We start from the raw sequence: 20,661 nt of genomic DNA on the forward strand, positions 1-20,661 counted from the left end.
GGCTCCCACCAAGGAGCTAAGACCCATGACCGACGCGCCCGAGACCGCCGCGACCGAGACCGAGTCGCCCTTCAAGCCCCAGATCGTGTTCGAGGACTTCGCACGCGTCGACCTGCGCGTGGCGAAGATCCTGGAAGCCGGCGACCACCCCAAGGCCGACCGGCTGCTGATGCTCAAGCTCGACGACGGCAGCGGCACCCCGAGGCAGATCTGCGCGGGCATCAAGGGCCACTACGCGCCCGAAGAACTGGTTGGCAGGAGCATCGTGATCGTCGCCAACCTCGCACCGAGGCAGTTGCGAGGCGAGGAAAGCCGCGGCATGCTGCTGGCCGGCAGCGATGCGGCCAAGGGCCAGGAAGAGCGCACCGTGGTGCTGCTGAGCCCCATGGCCGACCTGCCGCCGGGTTCGATCGTGAGCTAAGTCTGATTCAGCGCGGCCGGCGACGGGCCGTGTCGTCTTGACGCCCTTTGGCCGATGGCTGACGCTCGTCCTTGGGCTTCATCGCCCGATCGATCATCGCCTGCACCTGGGCCTCAATGCGTTGCGACCGTTCGGCACGCTCGCGCTCGAGCTTCTCCTCAGCGCCATCGAGCCGCTGGCCCATGCGGGCGAGCCACTTGGCACGCTGTTCGAGCTGCGTGTCGTACTGCTTGGTCACGATGTCGGTCAGGTCGCGTCGCAGCGTGCGCAGCAGGTCGGCGGTCAGGGTGCCTCCATGGGCGGCGTCGCGGACTTTGCCCAATACATCGGCGATGCGCATGCCGTTGCGAAGGCGGTCGAGAGCGGGCCGGAACTCGTCGGAGTCCTTGTCGCGCAGCTCGATCAGCCGGTCGACCTCGCGGTGGAGGCGGAGGACGGCGCGCCTGGCGTCTTCGGAGTCGCCCTCCTTGCGGAGCCGTTCGGCCATCTCGGGCGCGTGCTCCTCGAAGAATACCACGACCGTGTCGCGCCAACGGGTGAGTTCCTCGTCGGTGACGTCTTCCAGCCGGCGTTGCTCGCCGCTATCACGTGGACCGCGCTGGCCGTCGCGGTCGCCACCCCTGCCCCACTCTCCGAGCAGGGTCAGCTCGCCACGCTCACGCATCTCGGCCAGGATGGTCGCGGCGGACTCGCCATCGGCCAGGCGTCGCTTGATCTCTCGCAGCCGGTCCCGCTGGCGTTCGGTCTGTTCGATCCGGCGATCAACCAGCGCGACCAGCCGGGCCGGGTCGCTCTCCCCGCGTTCTTGCGCGACGGGTCGCTGGGGGCGTTCGCCCTGCGCCATCGCGAGCGGATGAGCCGCGAAGACGGCAAGGATCGCGGTCGCCAACATCTTGCGGTGTGCCCGTGCCATCAGCCGGCCCCCAGTTCGCCGTCGATCGACCACGATTCGATCGTGGGCTCCCACGCGTCGTCCAGTTCTTCGACATCCTCGGCGAGCGTCTCGCTCCACGACGAGTCGGTGAACAGGTCGGCGTACTCCAGAATGTCGCTCACGTGGTCGTCGAGCGCAACGGTTGAAACGGGGTTGGGATCAACGGAGGTCGTGGTGGGTGGCACCAGCCACGCCGCACCGGCCCAGGCCAGCAGCCCGACCACCGCGGCGGCGGCGACGGGCGCCATCCAGCGGGCGAAGCCGATGCGACCGACCACACCGCCGCCCTCGGGTTCCTCGCGGAGCGCGGCAACGGAAGCCTCGAACGTGCGGGCCTCGAGCCCGTCGGCCGCGTCGCTGGGCAGCGCGCGGACCTGGTCGGCCACGTCGTGCAGTTCGCTTGGGATGTCCTCGTGCCTCGATGCCATGAAACCCCTCCGAATCTACCTACCTGTTAAACGCTCGAACCTCGGAAATAATGCACGCTCTGGCGTCCCAAAACCGCTTTGAGACAACCCTAAGCCGTCGATCCCGTCGTATTGGCCGCCTCCATCACCGTTCGCAGCTTCCGCAGGGCCCGGTGGTGGCGGGCCAGCACGGTGCCCAGGGGCTGCCCGAGCACCTCGGCGATCTGCTTGAAGCTCATGTCGGCCCGATGCCGCAGCTCGATGACCTCGCGGTCGGCCGGGGCCAGGCCCTCTAGGGCGGCGTGCAGCTCGCCGGTCTCGGGCGGGGGGCCGGCGGGCTCGCTGGCCTCCAGGCCCGCCGCGGCGTCGCCCAGGGCGTGGGTCGCCCGCCGCTTGCGGGCCCGGGCGTCGTCACGCAGGCGATTCATCGCTACGCGGAAGAGCCAGGCGTCGAAGCGGCCCTGCTCGGTGTACTGCCCCTTGCCCAGCACCCGGGCCACGGTCACGAACACGCTCTGGGTGATCTCCTCGGCCCGGGCCGGGTCGCACGAGCGGCTGCGGAGCAGGCCGTAGACGCGGCGGGCGTAGGCGTTGACCAGTTCCCGCCAGGCGTCCTCGTCGCCCTCGCCAGCGCGCACGACCAGTTCGCGGACGTGGGTGTCGTCCGGCGATGGATCGGGTTGGCCTTCTCGGTCCTGGCTGGGCATTCCCGCTCGATTTCCTGCCCCGGGGAGCAAACGCCACACCCGAGCACCGATTGCATCGGCCGACGGCTAGCCTGAGCACCATGCTCGCCTTCACCGTGACCGCCACCACCACCGACCCCGCCGAGGCCCAGCGGTTCATCGACTGGCTCTCGCCCGACCCCGCCAAGGGCACGGCCGGCCACGCCGCCGACGTGGTCAACTCGGGCGGCCTGAGCGCCCAGATTGTACGGATCGACCCCAAGGCCCCCGGCGAGCCCATCGTCGTCGACTGCCGCTACCTGTTCGAGTCGGCCGAGGCCTTCGCCGCCTACGAGAACGGGCCGGCGGTGCCGCTGCGGGCCGAGGGGCGGGAGTTGTTCCCGGTGGATGGGCCGTTGAGGATGGTGAGGACGGTGGGTGAGGTGGTGGTGGAGGCGGGCGTGGTCCTATAGGCCCGCAAGCGGCACCGCACCTACGCAACTCATGAGCGTATGGACCAACGTTGTGGAAACTCATCGCAGAATCGGTGGCGACTACCTGATTGTTGAACGAGATGGCTACGTCATCATCCATTACAAATTTTCCACGATCGCAATCTTGGACTATGACTTGTGCCAATGGTGGGCAACCGATGGCACGCAGTTCATCATCGCCGAACGGAATCAGATGACGCCCTCGGTCGTCAATTTGCATCGAATCGACACTGCATCTCAGGTGTATGCGGAGGACCAGGTTGGGGTTTCTCGGCCGCAAATTGATGCCTACCTCCAGACCCATGTCGCCGGTGCCAGCCCACGATCGATGCCGATCTCCGGCATACCTGCGGCCTACGTCCACCTTGGATTGGGTGCTTGTGTGCTCATTCCGATTGCGGTGGCTGTAGGTACGCTGTTGTTTTGTGGGTGGCGAAAGAGAGCCTTGGCACGTTGAGGGACAGGTTTTGGTCGCCAATCCAGACCATCCCTAGCATCGCCAGAACCTGCACCGCATCCCAAACTCGCGGCGAACGGCTGCGTCGGTCGATGCGTAGGCGTTTACCACCAAGGGCACGATGCCTTTGCACCCACGCCCGAGCCCGCCCCACCGCCGGAGCCCCACTTGCCAGAACCCGACGAGCGGCTATTCGAGCAGTATCGCGCAGGAGACCTGGAGGCGTTCCGACAATTGGTCGATCGTTATCGGAACGATCTGGTCCGGTTCCTCTACCGCCTCACCGGCTCGGCACACGCCGCCGAGGACGTTTTTCAGGACACGTTCCTGCAGGTGCATACGTCGGCGGCCAGTTTTGACACTTCTCGGAGGTTCAAGCCGTGGTTATTCACGATCGCGGCGAACAAGGGGCGCGACTACCTGCGTAAGAAGGGCAGGCGGCCGGCGAGCGAACTGAACGCGCCGATCGCCAGCGACGGCGAGGGGACGACGTTCATCGACCTGCTGACGGTCGAGTTGCCCCCGCCCGAGGCGGGGCTGGAACGCCAGGAACTGGAGGGGCTTGTGCAGGACGCGGTGCAACGGCTCTCGCCCACGCTACGGGAGATCCTCCTGCTGGCGTACTTCCAGCGGCTGAGCTATGCCCAGATCGCCGACGATCTGGAGATCCCGCTGGGCACCGTCAAGAGCCGCCTGCACGCCGCCGTGGCATCGTTCGGCAAGCACTGGAAGGCCGTGATGCACGAGCGGAATCTGAGCGAGACGGGGCAGGCCCAGAGCGATCGAGAGACCGACTGAGATTCGAAGGGGAGCGCATCGTGAACCCGAATCAGGACGACACACCAACGAATTGGACCGAGGCCCGGCTGGGCGATGCCGACGCGCAAGCCGTCGATCGCTGGATGGCCGGCGAAGCGCCCGGCGATGCCCGTGACCAGCGGCTCGCCGAGCTCTTGGGACTGCTGAACGCCGAGAGCGCGATCTCGGCCGATGCGACGCTGACTGACCTGACGATGCTGCGGATCATGCGGGCGACGGGCTCGCAGGCGATTACTGAGGTTCCCGACGAGACGCCCGAGCTCACACCCATGGACGCCGAGGCGCTCGACGCCTGGATGCTGGCCGGCGGCCGCGTCGAGCGCGTGCCGGCAGCCCTGCGCGAGCGGGCTCAGAAGCTGCACGGCCTGGCCACGCTGGTGAGCCAGGGCCCCGAGCCCGAGGTGTCGGGCGACATGGTCGACCGGCTCATGACCAAGGTGGCCGAGACCCCGACCAAGCGGAGCGAGACCGAGCCGCAGCCCGAGATCGCCGGCCGCATCCGCATGGCCGACCTGATGTCGATCGCCGCGGTACTGGTGGTGGGCGTGTCGGTGATCTGGCCCATGCTGACCTCGATGCGCGAGGCCCATTACAAGACCATCAGTTCGGCACGCATGGCCGCCGCGGGCAACGGCATGGCGGCGTACGCCTCGAACTACGGCTCGCTGCCTCAGGCCAGCGCCTCGCTGGCGGGCAACCCATGGTGGGAAGTCGGCGAGAACCCCGAGCACTCGAATTCGGCCAACCTGTTCACGCTGGCCAGCGCCGGCTTCGTGGAGATCGCCCAGCTCGCCAGCCCGACCAACCCGCAAGCGCCCACGAGCGTGAAGGGCGAGGCGGCCGACGACTGGCGCTCGCTCGACGAGGTGTCGTACAGCTATCGCAACATGTTCGGCGGGCAGAACCGGGCCTTCGACATCACGCCCACCAGCGCCCTGCTGGCCGATCGCTCGCCGATCGTGCCGCCCTCTCGCCGGGGCGAGGCGGCCCGGGCCGACGCCAACTCTCGCAACTTCGGCGGCCGGGGCCAGCACGTGCTCTTCGGCGACGGCTCGGTGGCGTGGCTCAACAGCCCGATTCTGGATAGTGGCGACAACATCTGGCTGCCCGCCAGCGTCGAACGCGATCTGGAACGCGACGGCCGGGCGACCCTGCGGGGGCGCGAGACGGCCGATGGGCCGGCAGATGCGTTTTTGGTTCCCTGATCAGAGACCGAACGACTGTATAGATCTCCTTTTCCGTGTGGGTCGTCGCGCCTAGCATCCTCGCTCCCCAGGGCCCACCCCTTGGGGGTTCTGGAAAGGGTTGATTGCCATGCCGAAGACCAAGCCCCATAAGGGCACGCTCAAGCGGATCCGGATCTCCAAGTCGGGCAAGGTGCGCCACCGCTCGGCGAACCACAAGCACTTGAGTTCGCATAAGTCGGGCAAGCGTCTGCGCCACCTGCGCAAGGATCCGATCATGGCCAACCCGGACGCCAAGCGTCTGGAGAAGCTGCTGTTCCGTCGCCTGCGCGGTCGCAACCAGCCCAAGAGCACCATCAAGCGCAGCCCGAGCCCCGAGCAGCGTCGCGCCGAGCGCGAGGCCGCCGAGAGCTGAATCCTGACCATCCGGCCCCGGCCGGTTTGATTCGGACTGTTTTGACAACCTTGCATTGGCCGCGTTGCGGGCCATAAGCCGGCGGGATGACCCCGCCGCCCCGCACCGAGGCAGGAGATTCTGATATGCCCCGCGTTCGCATTGGCTCCGCTCGTAATCGCTCCCGCAAGCGCATCCTCCGCGGTGCCCGTGGCTACTACGGGGCCCGCAAGAACCACCGCTACCTGGCCAAGGACGCCATCATCCGCGGCGGCGCGTTCGCCTACGCCCACCGCCGCCTGCGTAAGCGCGACATGCGCAAGCTCTGGATCACCCGCATCACCGCGGCCTGCAAGATGCGCGGCACGCGCTACAGCGTGGTCATCAACGGGCTGAAGCTGTCGGGCATCACGCTGAACCGCAAGATGCTCAGCCAGATCGCCATCGAGGACCCCAAGCTGTTCGACACGCTGGTCGAGACGGCCCTCAAGAACACGACCGCCGGCAACCCCGGGGAGTTCAAGCCCGCCGCGGCGTGAGCTGGATGTTGAATTTGAACACGAGGCCCTGGCACAAGCCCGGGCCTTTTTTGTGCTCGCGTGTGAGCTAGTGAAGAAGAGCCCAGGCTTGCGCCAGGGCCTCGTTTGGGATCAATCTTCTCTCAGGAACTTGCGGAGCTGATTCTGGGCCTTGTCCAGGTCGCTCTGGAGCTGGCGGACGCGGAGCAGCGAGCGGACGCGGGTGAGCAGCTCGATCTTGTTGACCGGTTTGGTCAGGAAGTCGTCGGCCCCGCAATCGACCGCCCGCTCGACGTCGCCGACCTCACCCAGGGCGGTGACCATGATGATGGGGATGTCCTTGGTCTTGGGGTCGCCCTTGAGCCGCTCGGTGGCCTGGTAGCCGCTCATACGGGGCATCATGATGTCCATGAGGATCAGATCGGGCGGGTCGCTGGCCACGGCGTCGAGGGCGGCCTGCCCGTCGTGGGCCACGACCACAGAGATGCCCAGGTCGTCGAGGTAGGCCTCGAGCAGTTCGGCGTTCTGGGCGTTATCGTCGACGACCAGCACGGTGCCGGTAAGCTGCGCGGTGTCGCCCGGCTGGGCTTGGGGATCGGGCGTGGTGGTCATGGGAACCTCCGAATGCTGACGATAGCACGGGCTGGGAAGGCAGGGTCTAACCTGACCTGGATGCCCACCGCTCACACCGGGCCGGCCGGCAAGCCGATGGTGAGCAGGAACGGTACACCACAGCGGCACGGAGGCGCGGATGGCATTGGCGTTTGGTCGGCAGGGAATAGCTGGGAATCGGTTCGCGGGCGTGCTGGCAGGGCTGCTGGTGCTGGTGGCGACGCTGCCGGCGTTCGCGGACCTGCAGCGGGGCTTGGAGCGGGCGATCGCCCAGGCCGGGCTGGACGAGATGGACGTGGGCATCAGCGTGGTGGAGCTGCGCACGGGCCGGCGTGTGGTCGACATCGAGGCCTTCGAGCCGCTGATCCCTGCCTCGAACATGAAGCTACTGACCAGCGCGTCGGCCCTGCTCGCGCTGGGCGAGGGGTTCATGTTCGACACGCGGTTCATTCTGGACGGTGAAACGCTGATCGTGGTGGGTTCTGGCGATCCGGGTTTTGGTGACCCGGCGCTTCTGAGTGATCTGGCCGAGCCGATGGACGTGGAAGCGATGCTTGACTACATCGCCGACGCGATCGTGAAGGCTGGACCAACGAAAATCCGCGAGGTCGTGATCGACGACCGGGTGTTCGATCGGCACACGGTGCACGATGATTGGCCGAGCGGCCAGTTGCAGTACTACTACTGCGCCGAGGTGGGCGGGCTGAACTTCCACCTCAACATCGCCAACGTGTTCGCGAGGCCCACGACGCTCAACCAACCGGCGCGGATCGTGATCGAGCCGAGGGCCAGCGGTGTGGACATCGAGAACACGACCCGGACGGTTGGCCAGCGGACGGCCGCGGGCCGCCCGCATTCGAGCAGCATCGCCGTCCATCGCGATCCAGAGGGGAACCAGTGGCGCATCTCGGGCAGCGTGTCTCGCTCGGTGGGCGCACCCACGGCACTGCGAGACACGGCGATCATCTTTGGCGAGATACTGGCCGAACGGCTGGAACAACGCGGGGTCGAGATCGGCGAGGCCCACGCACTGCCGGCCCATGCCGTCCGGCGTGTCGACGAGGACGAGACCTACGAGGGCAACACCATCCTAGTGGTCAAGACGCCGATCGAAGAGGTGCTCCGGCGGTGCAACTCGGACAGCTACAACATGCACGCCGAAGCGCTCTTCAAGCGGCTCGGGCACTCGTTAACGAGCCAGAGCGGGAGCTGGCCACTGGGCGCGGCGGCGATGCGGTCGGTGCTGATCGACGCGATGGGCCCGTCGGCGCTCGATGGGCTGCGCGTGTCCGATGGCAGCGGCATGAGCCGGCAGAACAAGGTCACGCCCGCGACGCTCACGGCCCTGCTCTCCCACATGAACGCCCTGCGCGACGACGGCGTGCGGGTGATGTTCCAGGACTCGCTCGCGCGCTCGGGCGAGGGCACGCTTCGTCGGAACTTCCTGTCGCCACGCGAGCTGAAGCACGACGTAGTCGCCAAGACGGGCTACCTCAACCATGTCCGGACTATCTCGGGCTACATCGTGCCCAAGGGTGGCAGCGAGCCGGTGGTGGCGTTCTCGATCATGATGAACGGGTTCAAGTCGAGCGACAGCTTGCGCAGCCGGGAGTTGCGGAACGAGTTGGTTCGTCTGATCGACGTGGAGTCGGTCAAGATGGGGTCGGGGGCGATGGTCGTGGAACCTGGGACGCCATAGTGCAAACTTGACGAGCCCCTCGCGCGAGCGAGGGGAATGGGCGCTCGAACAATCATTCCCCTCGCTCGCGCGAGGGGCTCGTTGTTGTGGGCTCGTGCAATCAGCCCGGGCCGACGACCTCACGCGTGTCCTCGAACTTTGAGGCGATCGATCGGGTCTGCTCGACCGCGTCGGGATCACTGCGGATCACCGGCGGCCAGGCCCGGACGCCCTGGCCTCGCAGCGTGCCGGTGGTCTTTGGTGTGGCATCCCAGGCTCGAACGCGCAGGCCGGCGTCGGTGGATAGAGCGTCGCGGCCCGGATCACTGTTTGCGAGGAAATGGAACATGGCCTCGTCGACGTTGTGGACGTTGACGCCTTGACCCAGGAACACCACGAACGGCACGGCGTCGCCCAGCGCTTGCTGCACGCGTTGCCAGATCGATTCCAACTCCTTGCCTCGCGCTTCGGTCGCGATGAACAGCCAGCCGGGCACGGGCATGGCGGCGCCATCCACGCCCGAGACGATGCGCTGCGGGTCGGGCAATGAGCGAATGGGCGGATCGTCTGTCAGGCGATCGCCGGGCATCTTGGTGGTGCAGTCGAAGCCGATCTTGGTGCCCGCGCCCAGGTCCGGGGCGGCGTGGTCGAGGATGTCGAGCGGGCCCTGCGTGAGCACGACGTCGGCGAGCGGATCGCAGCGTTCGGCTGCGAATCGCAAGACCGCTTCGGTGTCGTGGACGTTGACGCCCTGGTCGACGATGAACAGGCACTTGGTCCAGGCCATCTGCCCCGCGCCCCAGATGCTGGCCATCACACGGCGACCCTGCATGGCGTAGGCCTTGTTGATCTGCACCATCGCGCAGTTGTGGAAAGCGCCAAAGAGCGGAAGGTCGTAGTCCTCGATGTCGTGGACGATGGTCTTGAGCAGCGGCAGGAACAGCCGCTCGGTGGCCTTGCCCAGGAAGTAGTCCTCTTGCGGAGGCAGGCCGACGACAGTCGTGGGGTAGATCGCGTTCTCGCGATGCGTAAACGCGGTGACCTTCACGATGGGGTAACGATCGGGCATGGAGTAGAAGCCCGTGTGGTCGCCGAAGGGGCCCTCAAAGACGGCACCCGGTCCCAGGGGCTCGTCGGTTTCGCGAGGGTCCCAACCGGGCGAGCCGGCCTCGGTGCTAACAAGCCCCTCGATGCTCATCTCGGCGTCGGCGGGCACCCACAGCGGCACCGTCTTGGCCCGGCACATTCGGATGCCCTTGCCGTTGAGGAACCCGGCCATCAAAAGCTCACTAATCCCCGGCGGCAGCGGCGCGGTGGCGGCGTAGGGCAGCACGCTCGGGCCACCCAGCGCGATGGCCACGGGCATGGGCTCGCCCAGCCTCTTCCAGCTCCGCCAGTGGCTCGCGCCGTCGTGGTGCAGGTGCCAGTGCATGGCCACGCGGTCCTTGCCCAGCAGTTGCACGCGGTACATGCCGATGTTGTGGCTCGCGGGCCGCTTCTCGTTGCGGTCGTCGGCGTGGATGGTGTGGATGCCCGCCAGCGTGATGTAACGGCCGCGGTACCTGGCGTTCCATTCTTCTTCGGAGATGTCGGGGTGGCCTAATCCCTCGATCCCATCGTTGATGCCCGCCGGGTAGCCCACGGCCTCGAAGTCGCCATCGAGCGGCCAGCAGCGGAGCATGGGCAGGCGGGTGAGGTCGATTGCTTCGCCCGTGCGCACGACCTGCTGGCACGGGCCGGCGCTCTTGAGGCGTTTGGGGCCGATCTTCAGCAGGGGGGCGAATTGCTTGGCCTTCTGGAGAACCTCGCCGAAGGAGCGCGGGGGCTGGGGCTTGGTGAGCTCGGCGATCGTGTTCGCGATCGTTTCCAGCCCCTTGTCGCCGAGCGCCATCTCCATCCGCCGGTAGCTGCCAAATGCGTTGATGAGGACGGGGAAGTCGCTGCCCTCGGGCTTCCGGAAGAGCAGGGCGGGACCGCCGCGATCATGGAATCTCGGGTCATTCTGTTGCGTGGCGGTGGAGCACGGCTTCGGGGCCTTGGTCTTGCTGGCCTGATGGGCGAGTTCGGCGATGTCGTGCACCGGCGAGACCGGTTCGGTGATCTCGAGGAGTTCTCCGGCTTGACGGAGGGTTTCGACAAAACTGCGCAGGTCGCGGTCCATACCCTGAACCCTATGGCCGACCAGCCCCCCACCACCGATGCCAGCGGGGAGCCCCGCGAGGACGACCCGTGGGGCAATCTTGAGCGGGTTGCCCAGCCGCCGTCGGCCTTCGCCTGCGCCACGACGCGGGACTGGCCTGGGTATTTCAAGGCCGTGGCGGGCAAGGAGGCCCGCGAGACGCTGGTGAGGGCGCTCGAGATCATCGACGAGCCCGGATTTGCCATCGACCTGGGCTGCGGCGAGGGTCGGGACACCGTCGAGCTGCTGGCCCGGGGCTGGCGGGTGCTGGCCATCGACGGGCACGGCATGGCGACCGATCTGACGCTGCACCATCCCCGATTGCCCAAGGACGCGACCGATCGGCTGGAGGTGAAGCTGGCGGAGATGGAGGCGGTGGAGCTTCCGCCGTGCGACCTGCTCAACGCGAGCTTCAGCCTGCCCTTCTGCCGGCCCGAGAAGTTCGATGAGCTCTGGGATCGCATCCACGCGTCGATCCGCCCCGGGGGGGTGTTCGCGGGCCAGCTCTTTGGCGACCGGGACACCTGGGCTGCGCTGCCCGATCGCAGCCACCAGACCCGGAAGAAGGTGGGCGAGATGTTCCGCGGCCGGTACCAGCTCGAGCACTTCCAGGAAGACGAACGCGATGGCATCGACACGCTGGGCAATGCCAAGCACTGGCACACGTTCCACATCGTTGCTAGGCGTTGCCCGGATGGAGCGCAAGGCTGTGCCGAGCCGGAGATTCAGCGACGGTAGACATCGGGCACCAGAACCTCCCAATCGGGATGCGCGTGAGGCTTCGTTTCCGCTTGGGTTTGCGGCACGAACGGATCGGGCGTCAGATCGGTTCGATTGTGCCAGCGGCAATCGGGGTTGCCGGTATCGAGGAAGGCGATCACCTCGACGTGGCCGTCTTGGAATCCGTAGACGCCCTTGCCCGCGTGCCAGTAGCTATAGGGGCCGGGGTTGTCGCCAAAGTAGTTGGCGACCAGGGGCGGGCTGACGCGCAGGTGGCAGAAGGCACGGTTGGTCTCGGCAACGAGGATGGTGTGACTCGGTCGATCGATCACGGTGTCGATGATGCGAGCCCGGTCGTCGAGTTGCTGGCCCCTCCACAACAAGTGGCCATTGAGCGAGTAACTCGAGACGGGGTCTCCGACGCAGCGCGAACCACCAGTTATGTACCCGAACTCACTGCGCGGACCGGGTTTTGGGTGAAGCGGGCAGGTCCAGATTCCCGGATCATCGATGTACCCTTCATCCATCAGCATCTGCCGCCAGGTGATATATTCCGAGGTTGACTCGAGCACGCGGTTCTCGGGCAGCCGCGAACCGTTCGAAGCCGAGAACGCGCTCATCCCGATGAGGAGCTGACGCACGTTGCTCAAGCAACGCGACTCGCGAGCGGTGTTGCGAGCCTGGAGGATGATGGGCGCTCCAATCGCAAACAGTACAAGGATGACCGCCAGGGTCACGACCATCTCGGTGATCGTGAAGCCCGCACGCCCATGGGCACCCCGCCGGGGCATCAGCCATCCCTCCCGAGCTTCACGAGACGAACGGGGTTGTCGCGTGTGTGCTCGAAGGAGGACGGCCAGCGATTGCTCCGGCCGGTGGAGGGAGGAAAGTACGCGATCTCATAGCCGTCGTCTTGCTCTCGAATGAGCAGCTTGAAGCGGGTGCCAATGAGGCGTGGGTCTCGTCCGCCTGCCTGCGCGCTGAGCACGCGGGAGTAGCCTTCCCGTTGCTCCCACTCGATCACGCGGTATCTCCCCGCGTTCCAGTTCTCGGGTCCGAATCGGATCTCCTCACCACTGATCGTGACCCCGATGCGCTCAGATTCGGTCCAGGGACCGAGGATGCCCAGCGGCCCCGGGTCTTCTGGGATCTCATCGCGTTGATCCCATCCCGGCGGGGGTCGAACACCATACCACGTCGGTTCGTTCTTGCCGATCTGGACCTTTCCGTCCTTCTCCCGGATCACGATGCGATCGAACTGGTCGAAGGCGATCAGCAGCGTGAGGTTTTCGCCGCGACGGAATCTGGCCCACTCGTCATCCTTGGGTAGCACGCGAGCGGTCAGCACGTCGATCTCGGCCACCTCTCGTAGTTGCTTGGTGCTCGGGTCGTCATCTTGCGGTCTCGTCTCCACGATGTCCAGTCGGATCCTCCGAGGCGCACCGGATTCGGGCTCGTTGCCCCGACGGATGGCGATGCCATCTCGCGTCACGAATGTACCGCTGGAATTGAAGTCTTCGTCGTACGCGGAGATGATCTGGAACGGCCCAAGCGACCGGCGGGGGCGTGCCGGGCCAAGTTCGGTGCTGCGCTTCGAATCCACGGACAAGGAAGTTGCAGTTGACGCTCCGGGCACGACGCCACCCCCGCCCGGGGCGAGTAGCAACAACCCAATAGTGACCGAGGCGCCAGCCAGCATCGCGGCCGAACTCCAACCGATCACACCGAATGCCTTCGCCGGTCTCGCACCGATGCCGGTCATCGCGATCTTGCCAAGACCGGCGGGCACCCCAAGAGGTGCCGCTTGGGCGGCGGCATGACCCAGCACAACTCCGAGAGAGCCGGCGCTCGCGATCGCCAAACCCCTGGCGGCAAGCCGGGCACGAAGCCTGTCGAGCGCGCGAGAGATGCGCCGCGAGATCGTGCCTTCGCTCACGCCCCATTGGCGGGCCAACTCGAACTGCGGCCGCTGCGCCAGGAATCGAGCCACGAGCAGTTCACGATCATGCATGTCGAGATCGGCGAGTGCTTCGTCGATGATCGGCTCGATGTCTCGCCAGAACATCGCGGAATCTTCAGCAGTGTCGACGCGTTCTGGGGTCACCACTCGCGACTCTGCACGAACTCGAGCACCACCCCGCCGGACGAGGTCGACGGATGTCCCCACCGCGCAGGCGTGCAGCCACCCGGCCAGGTTGCTGCGAACTCTTGAGGCATCGCGAGCGAGACGCAGGAAGGTCTCCTGGGCCGCATCCTCCGCATCGGCATCGCTGGACAATCGTCGCCTGCATGTGGCCAGCACCATGGTCCCATATCGATGGATGAGCAACTCAAAGGCCGCCGCATCGCCGCTGCGGGCGTACCGAAGCAGGGCCGAGGCGTCGTCCAGCGATGTTCCGCCCGTGTTTGCGTCAAATCCGCCCATGGCAAGGCCCCTTTCCATTCATGGTCGTACGCCGGGAGCCCGTCTTGCGCGCGGCCCTACCCTCATTCGTCTGGCTTCAGACGCCGGCCAGGCTTGAAAACGGTCGCGGACGTTCCCGAATCAGCCCATCGAGGAGTAGCCAATGACCGATGCGGTCGTTTCAATACGGGATATCCAAAAAAAGTACGGCGGGTTTGGAAAGAAGGTCCACGCCCTGCGAGGCGTGTCGATGGACGTGCCTCGGGGGTCGATCTTCGGGCTTCTGGGCCCCAACGGCGCGGGCAAGAGCACGCTGGTGAAGATCCTCATCACCGCCGTCAAGCGAAGCGGCGGCAGCGGCACGCTGCTGGGCCAGCCCATCGGCAAGAAGGACGCGCTCGCCAGGGTGGGCTACCTGCCCGAGCACCACAATCTGCCCAAGCACCTGACCGGGCGGCAGGTCATCGAGTTCTTCGGCGCGATGGGCAAGATGGGCCGGGCCGACCGTAAGAAGCGGGCCGACGAGCTGCTCGACCTCGTCCGCATGCGCGAGTGGCACAACAAGAAGGTGGGCGGGTACTCGAAGGGCATGCGCCAGCGCATCGGCATTGCCCAGGCGCTGGTGTCGGACCCCGACCTGGTGATCCTCGACGAGCCGACCGACGGCGTCGACCCGGTGGGCCGGCGCGACATCCGGTTGGTCCTGCAGCAGATGCGCGACGAGGGCCGGACCGTGTTTATCAACAGCCACCTGCTGGGCGAGCTCGAAATGGTGTGCGACACGGTTGGCATCATGCACAAGGGCCAGGTGGTGTCGATGGGCACGATCGAGAGCCTGACCGAGGGCATGCTGCGGTACGAGATCGAAATCGAGGGCGAGCTCGAAGCCGCCGGCACGATGTTTGGTCGTGCGTTGCCCGAGGCGCTGGGCAAGGGCCAGAGCTCGCTGCCGCCGCCGACCCAGGGCCTCGCACCACCGACCGAAACCGGGCTGGCCAAGCGTATCGGCATGGTGGGCGAGCTCTCGACCGGCGAGAGCGTGGAGGTCCACGGCAACCGCCTGTGGATCGGGACCACCGACGCGGGCACCATCCAGCCCGTGCTCGACGCCATCCGCGCCAAGGGCGGGGTCATCAAGGAAGTACGCACGCACCGGCCCTCGCTCGAGGACCTGTTCATGCAGGCCGTGGCCGACGACGACAGCCCGGGCGCGGCTCGCGGCAAGGAAGGGGCCCGGCCATGATAACGCAGACGATGGCGTTGCTGGTCGACGCATACCGCGAGCTCTGTGCGAAAAAGCTGTTCTGGATCACGATGGTCCTGAGCGTGCTGGTCGTGCTCATCTTTGCGATGGTGGGCATCAACGAGAAAGGGATGAAGTTCCTCGTCTGGCAGTTGCCCGCCGATTTCGGTGGGGCCACGATCACGAGCGAGACACTCCCGCCGGGGCTGCTCTATCGCACGATGTTCTCCAGCCTGGCCGTGCCGTTCTGGCTGAGCTGGGTCGCGGTGATCCTGGGGCTGATCTCAACGGCCGGAATGATCCCCGACCTGATCCAGAGCGGCACGATCGAGGCGGTGCTGAGCCGACCGATCGGCCGGGTACGGCTGCTGCTGACCAAATTCATCGGCGGGCTACTCTTCATGACGCTGCAGGTGGGCGTGTTCAGTGCCTTGGCCTTCCTGGTTATCGGCGTACGTGGCGGATCGTGGGCCTGGGAGATCTTCCTGGCCGTGCCCATCGTCGTCGCGATGTTCAGCTACCTGTTCGCGATCTGCGTGCTGCTTGGGTTGGTCACAAGATCGACGATCGCCGCGCTGCTGCTGACCATGCTGATCTGGATGGTCATCTTCATCGTCAACATGGGCGACGGCATTGCGGTCAGCATCCACGAGAACATCAAGGCCCAGCAACGCGTGCAGGAGGCCCGGATCGAGCGCATGGAACGCAACGCGGGGCAGGTGCTGCTCGACGAGTACAACGACGAGCGAGCGGCCGAGGGGCTCGAGCCCGTCGAGGCACTCGACCCGCCACCCACCGACGAAGACCTGGAGAGCCGCGATGTCAGGCTGGCCTCGAATAAGGCTGACCTCGCGGAGTTGGAATCGGGCGAGCAACTGGCAAGCCGGTGGCGCGGCGGAATCTACGCCACCAAGACACTGCTTCCTAAGACCCAGGAGACCATCAACCTGCTCGAACGTTGGACCGTCGACCGTGAAGCGTTGCAGCAACTCGGTGGGCCACCATCAGAAGACGACGACGAGCGTGCCATGGAAGAGGGGCAGCAAGCCACATCCGATGCCCTGGGAAATCGCCCGTTGTGGTGGATCCTCGGCACCAGCTTCGCCTTCGAGGCATTCGTGCTGGGGCTGGCGATGCTGATCTTCAAGCGGCGGGATTTTTAAGAGTTCGCGAAGGGCTCGCGGCATGAGTCCAGGCCTGGTACGCTGGGCAATGCTGCGACTCGTCACGCTCTGCGCCGTTCTTGCCATCTCGCCGGTAGCCAACGCCCAGCTCCGTGTTGGCACCTGGAACATTACCCACTACGACGGCGAGCCCGAACTCGATCAGCTCTTCCGCACGGTGTTGTTCGATGAGTTCGATGACCGCAGCTTCCGGCCAGACGTGCTGCTGATCCAGGAGATCAACGCCGTTGGTTCGACAGTACACTTTCTGGACGTACTCAACAGCGACCCGCGTGGCGGACAAGATTGGGCCCGGGCGCAGTTCTTCGATGGACCATGGCGGACCGATACTGCCGTGTACTATCGGACGAGTAAAGTGAGCCGCGCGACCGGCGTACTGGTTTCGCCGGGCTCTGGCAGTACTCCGCCCGCACACCCGCGGCACCTGACGCGGTACACGCTTGAGCTTACTGGCTACCACGTCGCCGCGACGCAGTTGGTCGTGTACAACTCGCACATGCAGGCGGGTAGCACCCCGGCCGACGAGGTGCGGCGGCTCGATGAGGCCGTCGCGTTCCGGGCTGACGCGCAGACGCTGCCCGAGGGTACGCACTTTCTCATCGGCGGCGACCTGAACGTCAAACGGTCGACCGAGCCGCTGTACATCGAGCTGACCGAGGACCGCACGAACAACCACGGCCGAGTGTTCGATCCCATCGCGACACCGGGCGAGTGGGTCAACAACCCAGCGTTTGTGTACGTACACAGCCAGGATCCATTCACACAGATGGACGACCGGCTCGACCAGATCCTGGTGTGCGACGACCTGATCAACGGCGCGGGCCTCGACTATCTTGGCGATTGGACGACGCCCTTCAGCACCACGACCTTCGAGGACCCGAACCACAGCTATCGCAGTTGGGGCAACGATGGCACGAGCTTCAACATGCGACTGCGGCGTCGTGGTAACCGCATGGTGGGGGAGGCTATCGCCAATGCGCTCTACGACTCAACCGGCGGCGAGAGCGGGCACATCCCGGTGTTCTGCGACTTCCTGCTGCCGGCGCGGGTCATCAGCCAGCCGCGGTTGAACTTCGGGCGGGTGACTGTTGGTGCGGAGATGGAAATTGAGCTGACCGTGTCGAATGCCGGCAACGTCGACCTCTGGCAGCGCGATGACACGATCGCCGCGCCGCCGGGCGGTATCCAGCTCCTGCGGTACACCTTGGTTGGCGATGGACCGATTGGCGTGCCATCTGGTGAGTACACCGACGAAGCGGGTGGAGACGGCAACGACCATCTCGTCACGATCGACACGTCAACCGTTGGCCCGTTCGAGGCGACGGTCCGCATCGAGAGCAACGCGCCCGACGAGCCCGTAAGGGCCGTGCGTGTCATCGGCGAGATCGTCACGTGCCCGGCCGACCTCGACGGCGACGGCGCGCTCACGGTGTTCGATTTCCTGAGCTTCCAGAATCTGTTCGACGCGGGCGAACTCGCCGCCGATTTCGATGGTAACGGCGAGTTGACCCTGTTCGATTTCCTCGCTTTCCAGAACCTGTTCGACGCGGGCTGCTGATCAGGCCAGCCAGGAATCGTCGAAGGCCATGCCCGGGGCGACGACGGCCGCGTCGCCGCGTTCGAGCATGCCGGCCACGGGATACGCGCAGTAGTCCAGCGCGAACGCGCCGGCGGGGCGGTGGTTGCCGCTGGTGCCCAGGCCGCCGAAGGGCAGCTTGCTGCTGGCACCGGCCGTGGCGCAGTTGAGGTTCACGCAGCCCGCGCGGGCGTCGGCCAGAAAATCGGCGATGGTGTCGTTGTCGTGCGTGAAGATGCTGGCGGCCAGGCCGTAGCGTGTGGCGTTGACCTGCTCGATGCCCTCCTCGTACGAACTCACGGTCGTGATGCGGAGCATCGGGCCGAAGACCTCGACATCACAACCGGCGTCGTCGCCGTCGCCGGCCGTGAACTTGTCGACGCGGATGACCCCCGGGCTGACGTACGAGCCGTCTTCGAGCGAAGCGGGCTTGGTGGCCTGCATCAGGATCTCGCCGCCGTTCTTGGCTGCACGCACCTGGAAGTCGAGCACGGCGTCGCGGGCGTTGTCGTCGATGATCGGGCCCATGAACACGGGTGCCTCGCTCCTGGGCGGGCCGATGACCATCGCGCCGGCGGCCTTGAGGATCGCGGGGATGAGCTTGTCGGCCACCTTCTCGTGCACGATCAACCGCCGGCCGCAGGTGCAGCGCTGGCCCGTGGTGACGAACGCGCCGCGGGCGATCTCGATCGCGGCCTGCTTCAGGTCGGCGTCGGGCATCACCAGCACGCCGTTGTTGCCGCCCATCTCGAGCGCGACGATGCGGCCCGGGCGGTCGAGGTTGCTCTCCAGGATCTTCCGACCCACCGGCCACGAGCCGGTGAAGAGGATGCCGTCGACGCCGTCGTGGTTGACGAGCTTCTGGGCGACGTCGGCCTTGCCCTGCACCAGGTTCACCACGCCCTTGGGCGCGTCGCACTCATCGAGGGCCTGCTGCATGAGCTCGATGATGAGCTGGCCCACGGCCGGCACCTTGTCGCTGGGCTTGAGCACCACCGTGTTACCCATCAAGAGAGCCGGCACGATGTGGCCGTTGGGCAGGTGCGCGGGGAAGTTGAACGGCCCCACCACCGCCATGACGCCGTGGGGGCGGAACCAGCAGCGGCCCTCCTTCTTGCCGCCAAGGTCGAGCGAGAAGCCCGCGACGCGCTGGCGGCCGGCGTGGGCGCCCTGCTCGAGGGTGATGTCGACCTTGCCCGCGAGCGCCGAGGCCTCGCCCTTGCAGTCCCACATGGCCTTGCCGGTCTCCTGGGCGATGAGGTCGGCGATGTCGCCAGCCCGCTCCTGCACGAGCGCTTTGTAGCGCAGCAGCACTTCCGCGCGCTTCTCGATGTCCCACCGGCTCCACGTGCGCAGCGCATCGCGTGCGGCGGCAATGGCCCGGTCGACGTGCTCGACCGAGGGCGCGCCCGACCACACGACGCGGCCGCGTTGGGCGGGGTCGTGCGAGACGAGTGAATCACCCTCGATGGCGTGGTACACGCCGCCGATGAGGTCGCTGGGCGGGTTGGATAGGGCTGCGATAGCGGCGGGAGCGGTCATCCGGTCTTCTTCCTCCGTGCGGCCAAGGCCGTCCTATTTCTTGGTCTTCTTCTTTGTGCCGGTCTTCTTCTTGTGGGTGCTGCGAGTCTTGGGCGCTTGGGCCGGGGCGTCGAGCGTGGGCATGGGGTTGATCACCGTGCACGCCACCTCGTCGCCCTCGCCGGCGTGCAGGGCGGCCATGGCGTCCTTGGGCAGGCACAGCGTGTTCCCCTTGCGCACGAAGGGCGATTGCAACGCCACGTATTCCCCCTCGTTGTCCAGCGTGCTCACGATCGCCATGCCCTTGCACGCCGAGGCCGGAGCCGCCTTGCCGAGCTTGATCTGCTCGGTCGATCGCACCAGCGGGATGTCGTCGGTGATTGCCTGCAGGTGCGGCCCGCCGTCGAAGGGATCGATGACGCCCTGGTAGGTGAAGCCCAGCTTCTCGAGCATCTTGCGGGCGGGCACGGTGTCCTTGCCCACCTGGCCCACGCCCTGCCTCGCCTTGGGCGGCAGCAGGCTCAGGTAGATGTCGTCGCGCGGCAGCAGGCTGAACATGAACTCGCGGCTGTACTGGCAGAAGCGGTCGGCCTCGTCGTAGCTCAGGTTGATGAACCGGCGGCCGAAGGCGTCCCAGAACGTGTTGTCGCCCGCGTCGCTGATGGGGGCCATCATCTCGGCCAGCACGTGGTCGGCGAAGTTCTGGCGGTACACGCCCATGAAGTGGAACCGCACGAAGCTGAGCAGGCGGCCGAGCCTGTCCTTGTGCGCGCGGTACGCCGGCTGGAGGATCAGCCCGCCGATCTCGGTCGGGCTGCTCTCGTCCAGGTGCAGCGTGGCGACGGTGTGGGTCATGCCCATGTGCAGGCTCTCGCTGAAGAACCGCCGCTCGGAGACCTTGAAGCCGACGTTCGGGTTGCCGGGGCCGCCCATGGAACTGACGAGTTGGCTCGAGCCGAGCAGCGACCCGGTCTCGGAGTCCTCGAGCACGAACACGAACAGCTCGCTCTCGCTGAGGGTCTTCTTCAAGCCCGCCCCGCCCCCACCTGACGAGTTGTTGTTCCCGCGAGACTTCGGCACGTCCTGCAACGGCTCGCCACGCGCGACGTGCTTGAAGCAGTCGCGGCTGCGGAGGATCTTCTCGACGATGATGTCGCGATCGGGCGGCAGATTGATGAAGTGGACCATCTTGGCCAGCTTCAGCAAAGTGTCGGCGTCCTCGATTTTGGCGCGGCGGATGGTGTGCATGCG

General features: G+C 66.2%; 21 protein-coding genes. 12 read left to right on the forward strand and 9 right to left on the reverse strand.

From position 1 onward, the window contains the following. Positions 1 to 25 precede the first annotated feature (25 nt). The gene (gene metG / locus NCW75_10520) at positions 26 to 421 is read left to right on the forward strand and encodes a methionine--tRNA ligase subunit beta (GenBank protein ID UYV11730.1); all 396 of its coding nucleotides are present in this window, start codon (positions 26 to 28) and stop codon (positions 419 to 421) included. Positions 422 to 428: 7 nt separating this feature from the next. On the opposite strand, the gene NCW75_10525 is transcribed toward metG, so the two are convergent. The 3 genes from NCW75_10525 to NCW75_10535 all read right to left on the reverse strand — a co-directional run bounded on the left by NCW75_10525 (position 429) and on the right by NCW75_10535 (position 2,469). Further along, positions 429 to 1,334: a hypothetical protein gene (locus NCW75_10525; protein ID UYV11731.1), complete on the reverse strand. Its 906-nt coding sequence runs from the start codon at positions 1,332 to 1,334 to the stop codon at positions 429 to 431. Continuing rightward, on the reverse strand, positions 1,334 to 1,783 hold the full coding sequence (locus NCW75_10530) for a hypothetical protein (GenBank protein ID UYV11732.1): 450 nt from the start codon (positions 1,781 to 1,783) through the stop codon (positions 1,334 to 1,336). Before NCW75_10530 ends, NCW75_10525 begins: the two co-directional genes overlap by 1 nt. Before the next feature lie 89 nt (positions 1,784 to 1,872). Beyond that, entirely contained in the window at positions 1,873 to 2,469 is a 597-nt protein-coding gene (locus NCW75_10535; GenBank protein UYV11733.1) for a sigma-70 family RNA polymerase sigma factor, read from the reverse strand. An 80-nt stretch (positions 2,470 to 2,549) separates the two neighbouring features. On the opposite strand from NCW75_10535, the gene NCW75_10540 reads away from it, so the two are divergent. The 6 genes from NCW75_10540 (at position 2,550) to rplT (ending at position 6,314) form a co-directional block, all read left to right on the forward strand. Continuing rightward, complete coding sequence (locus tag NCW75_10540; GenBank protein UYV11734.1) at positions 2,550 to 2,900, forward strand: hypothetical protein; 351 nt, start codon at positions 2,550 to 2,552, stop codon at positions 2,898 to 2,900. Positions 2,901 to 2,931: 31 nt separating this feature from the next. Beyond that, positions 2,932 to 3,378 carry a hypothetical protein gene (locus tag NCW75_10545; GenBank protein UYV11735.1) on the forward strand — a complete coding sequence of 149 codons (447 nt, stop codon included), beginning with the start codon at positions 2,932 to 2,934 and terminating at the stop codon, positions 3,376 to 3,378. A gap of 168 nt (positions 3,379 to 3,546) precedes the next feature. Then, positions 3,547 to 4,176 carry a sigma-70 family RNA polymerase sigma factor gene (locus NCW75_10550; protein ID UYV11736.1) on the forward strand — a complete coding sequence of 210 codons (630 nt, stop codon included), beginning with the start codon at positions 3,547 to 3,549 and terminating at the stop codon, positions 4,174 to 4,176. A gap of 20 nt (positions 4,177 to 4,196) precedes the next feature. Then, the gene (locus NCW75_10555) at positions 4,197 to 5,402 is read left to right on the forward strand and encodes a hypothetical protein (protein ID UYV11737.1); all 1,206 of its coding nucleotides are present in this window, start codon (positions 4,197 to 4,199) and stop codon (positions 5,400 to 5,402) included. A 109-nt stretch (positions 5,403 to 5,511) separates the two neighbouring features. Further along, positions 5,512 to 5,796, forward strand: coding sequence for a 50S ribosomal protein L35 (rpmI, locus tag NCW75_10560; protein ID UYV11738.1), 285 nt, complete (start codon positions 5,512 to 5,514; stop codon positions 5,794 to 5,796). Between the two features lie 125 nt (positions 5,797 to 5,921). After that, positions 5,922 to 6,314 (forward strand): 50S ribosomal protein L20, encoded by a 393-nt coding sequence (gene rplT, locus NCW75_10565; GenBank protein UYV11739.1) that lies wholly within the window; start codon positions 5,922 to 5,924, stop codon positions 6,312 to 6,314. 111 nt (positions 6,315 to 6,425) lie between these two features. On the opposite strand, the gene NCW75_10570 is transcribed toward rplT, so the two are convergent. Beyond that, the gene (locus NCW75_10570; protein UYV11740.1) at positions 6,426 to 6,905 is read right to left on the reverse strand and encodes a response regulator; all 480 of its coding nucleotides are present in this window, start codon (positions 6,903 to 6,905) and stop codon (positions 6,426 to 6,428) included. Between the two features lie 139 nt (positions 6,906 to 7,044). On the opposite strand from NCW75_10570, the gene dacB reads away from it, so the two are divergent. Beyond that, positions 7,045 to 8,604 (forward strand): D-alanyl-D-alanine carboxypeptidase/D-alanyl-D-alanine-endopeptidase, encoded by a 1,560-nt coding sequence (gene dacB, locus NCW75_10575; protein UYV11741.1) that lies wholly within the window; start codon positions 7,045 to 7,047, stop codon positions 8,602 to 8,604. Positions 8,605 to 8,704: 100 nt separating this feature from the next. On the opposite strand, the gene NCW75_10580 is transcribed toward dacB, so the two are convergent. Continuing rightward, positions 8,705 to 10,744 (reverse strand): UbiD family decarboxylase, encoded by a 2,040-nt coding sequence (locus NCW75_10580; GenBank protein ID UYV11742.1) that lies wholly within the window; start codon positions 10,742 to 10,744, stop codon positions 8,705 to 8,707. Positions 10,745 to 10,756: 12 nt separating this feature from the next. Here NCW75_10580 and NCW75_10585 point away from each other — a divergent pair, with 12 nt between their 5' ends. Further along, complete coding sequence (locus tag NCW75_10585; GenBank protein UYV11743.1) at positions 10,757 to 11,500, forward strand: methyltransferase domain-containing protein; 744 nt, start codon at positions 10,757 to 10,759, stop codon at positions 11,498 to 11,500. Here NCW75_10585 and NCW75_10590 read toward each other — a convergent pair. Both NCW75_10590 and NCW75_10595 read right to left on the reverse strand, forming a co-directional pair. Then, a complete protein-coding gene (locus NCW75_10590; protein ID UYV11744.1) occupies positions 11,488 to 12,273 on the reverse strand; it encodes a prepilin-type N-terminal cleavage/methylation domain-containing protein in 786 nt (261 codons plus the stop codon). The two genes, NCW75_10585 and NCW75_10590, sit on opposite strands and share 13 nt — an antisense overlap. Then, complete coding sequence (locus tag NCW75_10595; protein ID UYV11745.1) at positions 12,273 to 13,907, reverse strand: sigma-70 family RNA polymerase sigma factor; 1,635 nt, start codon at positions 13,905 to 13,907, stop codon at positions 12,273 to 12,275. The genes NCW75_10590 and NCW75_10595 overlap by 1 nt, the downstream gene beginning before the upstream one ends. 142 nt (positions 13,908 to 14,049) lie before the next feature. Between NCW75_10595 and NCW75_10600 the strand changes: the two genes are divergently transcribed. Genes NCW75_10600 through NCW75_10610 form a run of 3 tightly spaced genes read left to right on the forward strand, consistent with a single transcriptional unit; the run spans position 14,050 to position 17,871 of the window. Further along, entirely contained in the window at positions 14,050 to 15,129 is a 1,080-nt protein-coding gene (locus NCW75_10600) for an ATP-binding cassette domain-containing protein (GenBank protein ID UYV11746.1), read from the forward strand. Then, positions 15,126 to 16,292, forward strand: a complete 1,167-nt coding sequence (locus NCW75_10605) for an ABC transporter permease (protein UYV11747.1) — start codon at positions 15,126 to 15,128, stop codon at positions 16,290 to 16,292. The genes NCW75_10600 and NCW75_10605 overlap by 4 nt, the downstream gene beginning before the upstream one ends. A gap of 49 nt (positions 16,293 to 16,341) precedes the next feature. Continuing rightward, a complete protein-coding gene (locus NCW75_10610) occupies positions 16,342 to 17,871 on the forward strand; it encodes a hypothetical protein (GenBank protein UYV11748.1) in 1,530 nt (509 codons plus the stop codon). Here the strand turns inward: NCW75_10610 and NCW75_10615 are convergent, their stop codons facing one another. Together NCW75_10615 and NCW75_10620 are read right to left on the reverse strand one after the other, a co-directional pair. Next, positions 17,872 to 19,431, reverse strand: a complete 1,560-nt coding sequence (locus NCW75_10615) for an aldehyde dehydrogenase family protein (GenBank protein ID UYV11749.1) — start codon at positions 19,429 to 19,431, stop codon at positions 17,872 to 17,874. It abuts the gene before it with no gap. A 33-nt stretch (positions 19,432 to 19,464) separates the two neighbouring features. Then, positions 19,465 to 20,658, reverse strand: coding sequence for an arginine N-succinyltransferase (locus NCW75_10620; GenBank protein ID UYV11750.1), 1,194 nt, complete (start codon positions 20,656 to 20,658; stop codon positions 19,465 to 19,467). Positions 20,659 to 20,661 lie beyond the last annotated feature (3 nt).

This window comes from Phycisphaera sp., assembly GCA_025916675.1.
In the GTDB taxonomy this organism is placed as follows: domain Bacteria; phylum Planctomycetota; class Phycisphaerae; order Phycisphaerales; family UBA1924; genus JAHCJI01.

Bases quoted from the DNA above. Each gene is read 5' to 3' on its own strand.
- NCW75_10585 (UYV11743.1), top strand. From the start codon at position 10,757: ATGGCCGACCAGCCCCCCACCACCGATGCCAGCGGGGAGCCCCGCGAG.
- metG (UYV11730.1), top strand. From the start codon at position 26: ATGACCGACGCGCCCGAGACCGCCGCGACCGAGACCGAGTCGCCCTTC.
- rplT (UYV11739.1), top strand. From the start codon at position 5,922: ATGCCCCGCGTTCGCATTGGCTCCGCTCGTAATCGCTCCCGCAAGCGC.
- NCW75_10535 (UYV11733.1), bottom strand. From the start codon at position 2,469: ATGCCCAGCCAGGACCGAGAAGGCCAACCCGATCCATCGCCGGACGAC.
- rpmI (UYV11738.1), top strand. From the start codon at position 5,512: ATGCCGAAGACCAAGCCCCATAAGGGCACGCTCAAGCGGATCCGGATC.
- NCW75_10540 (UYV11734.1), top strand. From the start codon at position 2,550: ATGCTCGCCTTCACCGTGACCGCCACCACCACCGACCCCGCCGAGGCC.
- NCW75_10605 (UYV11747.1), top strand. From the start codon at position 15,126: ATGATAACGCAGACGATGGCGTTGCTGGTCGACGCATACCGCGAGCTC.
- NCW75_10530 (UYV11732.1), bottom strand. From the start codon at position 1,783: ATGGCATCGAGGCACGAGGACATCCCAAGCGAACTGCACGACGTGGCC.
- NCW75_10525 (UYV11731.1), bottom strand. From the start codon at position 1,334: ATGGCACGGGCACACCGCAAGATGTTGGCGACCGCGATCCTTGCCGTC.
- NCW75_10570 (UYV11740.1), bottom strand. From the start codon at position 6,905: ATGACCACCACGCCCGATCCCCAAGCCCAGCCGGGCGACACCGCGCAG.
- NCW75_10595 (UYV11745.1), bottom strand. From the start codon at position 13,907: ATGGGCGGATTTGACGCAAACACGGGCGGAACATCGCTGGACGACGCC.
- NCW75_10615 (UYV11749.1), bottom strand. From the start codon at position 19,431: ATGACCGCTCCCGCCGCTATCGCAGCCCTATCCAACCCGCCCAGCGAC.
- NCW75_10610 (UYV11748.1), top strand. From the start codon at position 16,342: ATGCTGCGACTCGTCACGCTCTGCGCCGTTCTTGCCATCTCGCCGGTA.
- NCW75_10620 (UYV11750.1), bottom strand. From the start codon at position 20,658: ATGCACACCATCCGCCGCGCCAAAATCGAGGACGCCGACACTTTGCTG.
- NCW75_10580 (UYV11742.1), bottom strand. From the start codon at position 10,744: ATGGACCGCGACCTGCGCAGTTTTGTCGAAACCCTCCGTCAAGCCGGA.
- NCW75_10545 (UYV11735.1), top strand. From the start codon at position 2,932: ATGAGCGTATGGACCAACGTTGTGGAAACTCATCGCAGAATCGGTGGC.
- NCW75_10590 (UYV11744.1), bottom strand. From the start codon at position 12,273: ATGCCCCGGCGGGGTGCCCATGGGCGTGCGGGCTTCACGATCACCGAG.
- NCW75_10600 (UYV11746.1), top strand. From the start codon at position 14,050: ATGACCGATGCGGTCGTTTCAATACGGGATATCCAAAAAAAGTACGGC.
- dacB (UYV11741.1), top strand. From the start codon at position 7,045: ATGGCATTGGCGTTTGGTCGGCAGGGAATAGCTGGGAATCGGTTCGCG.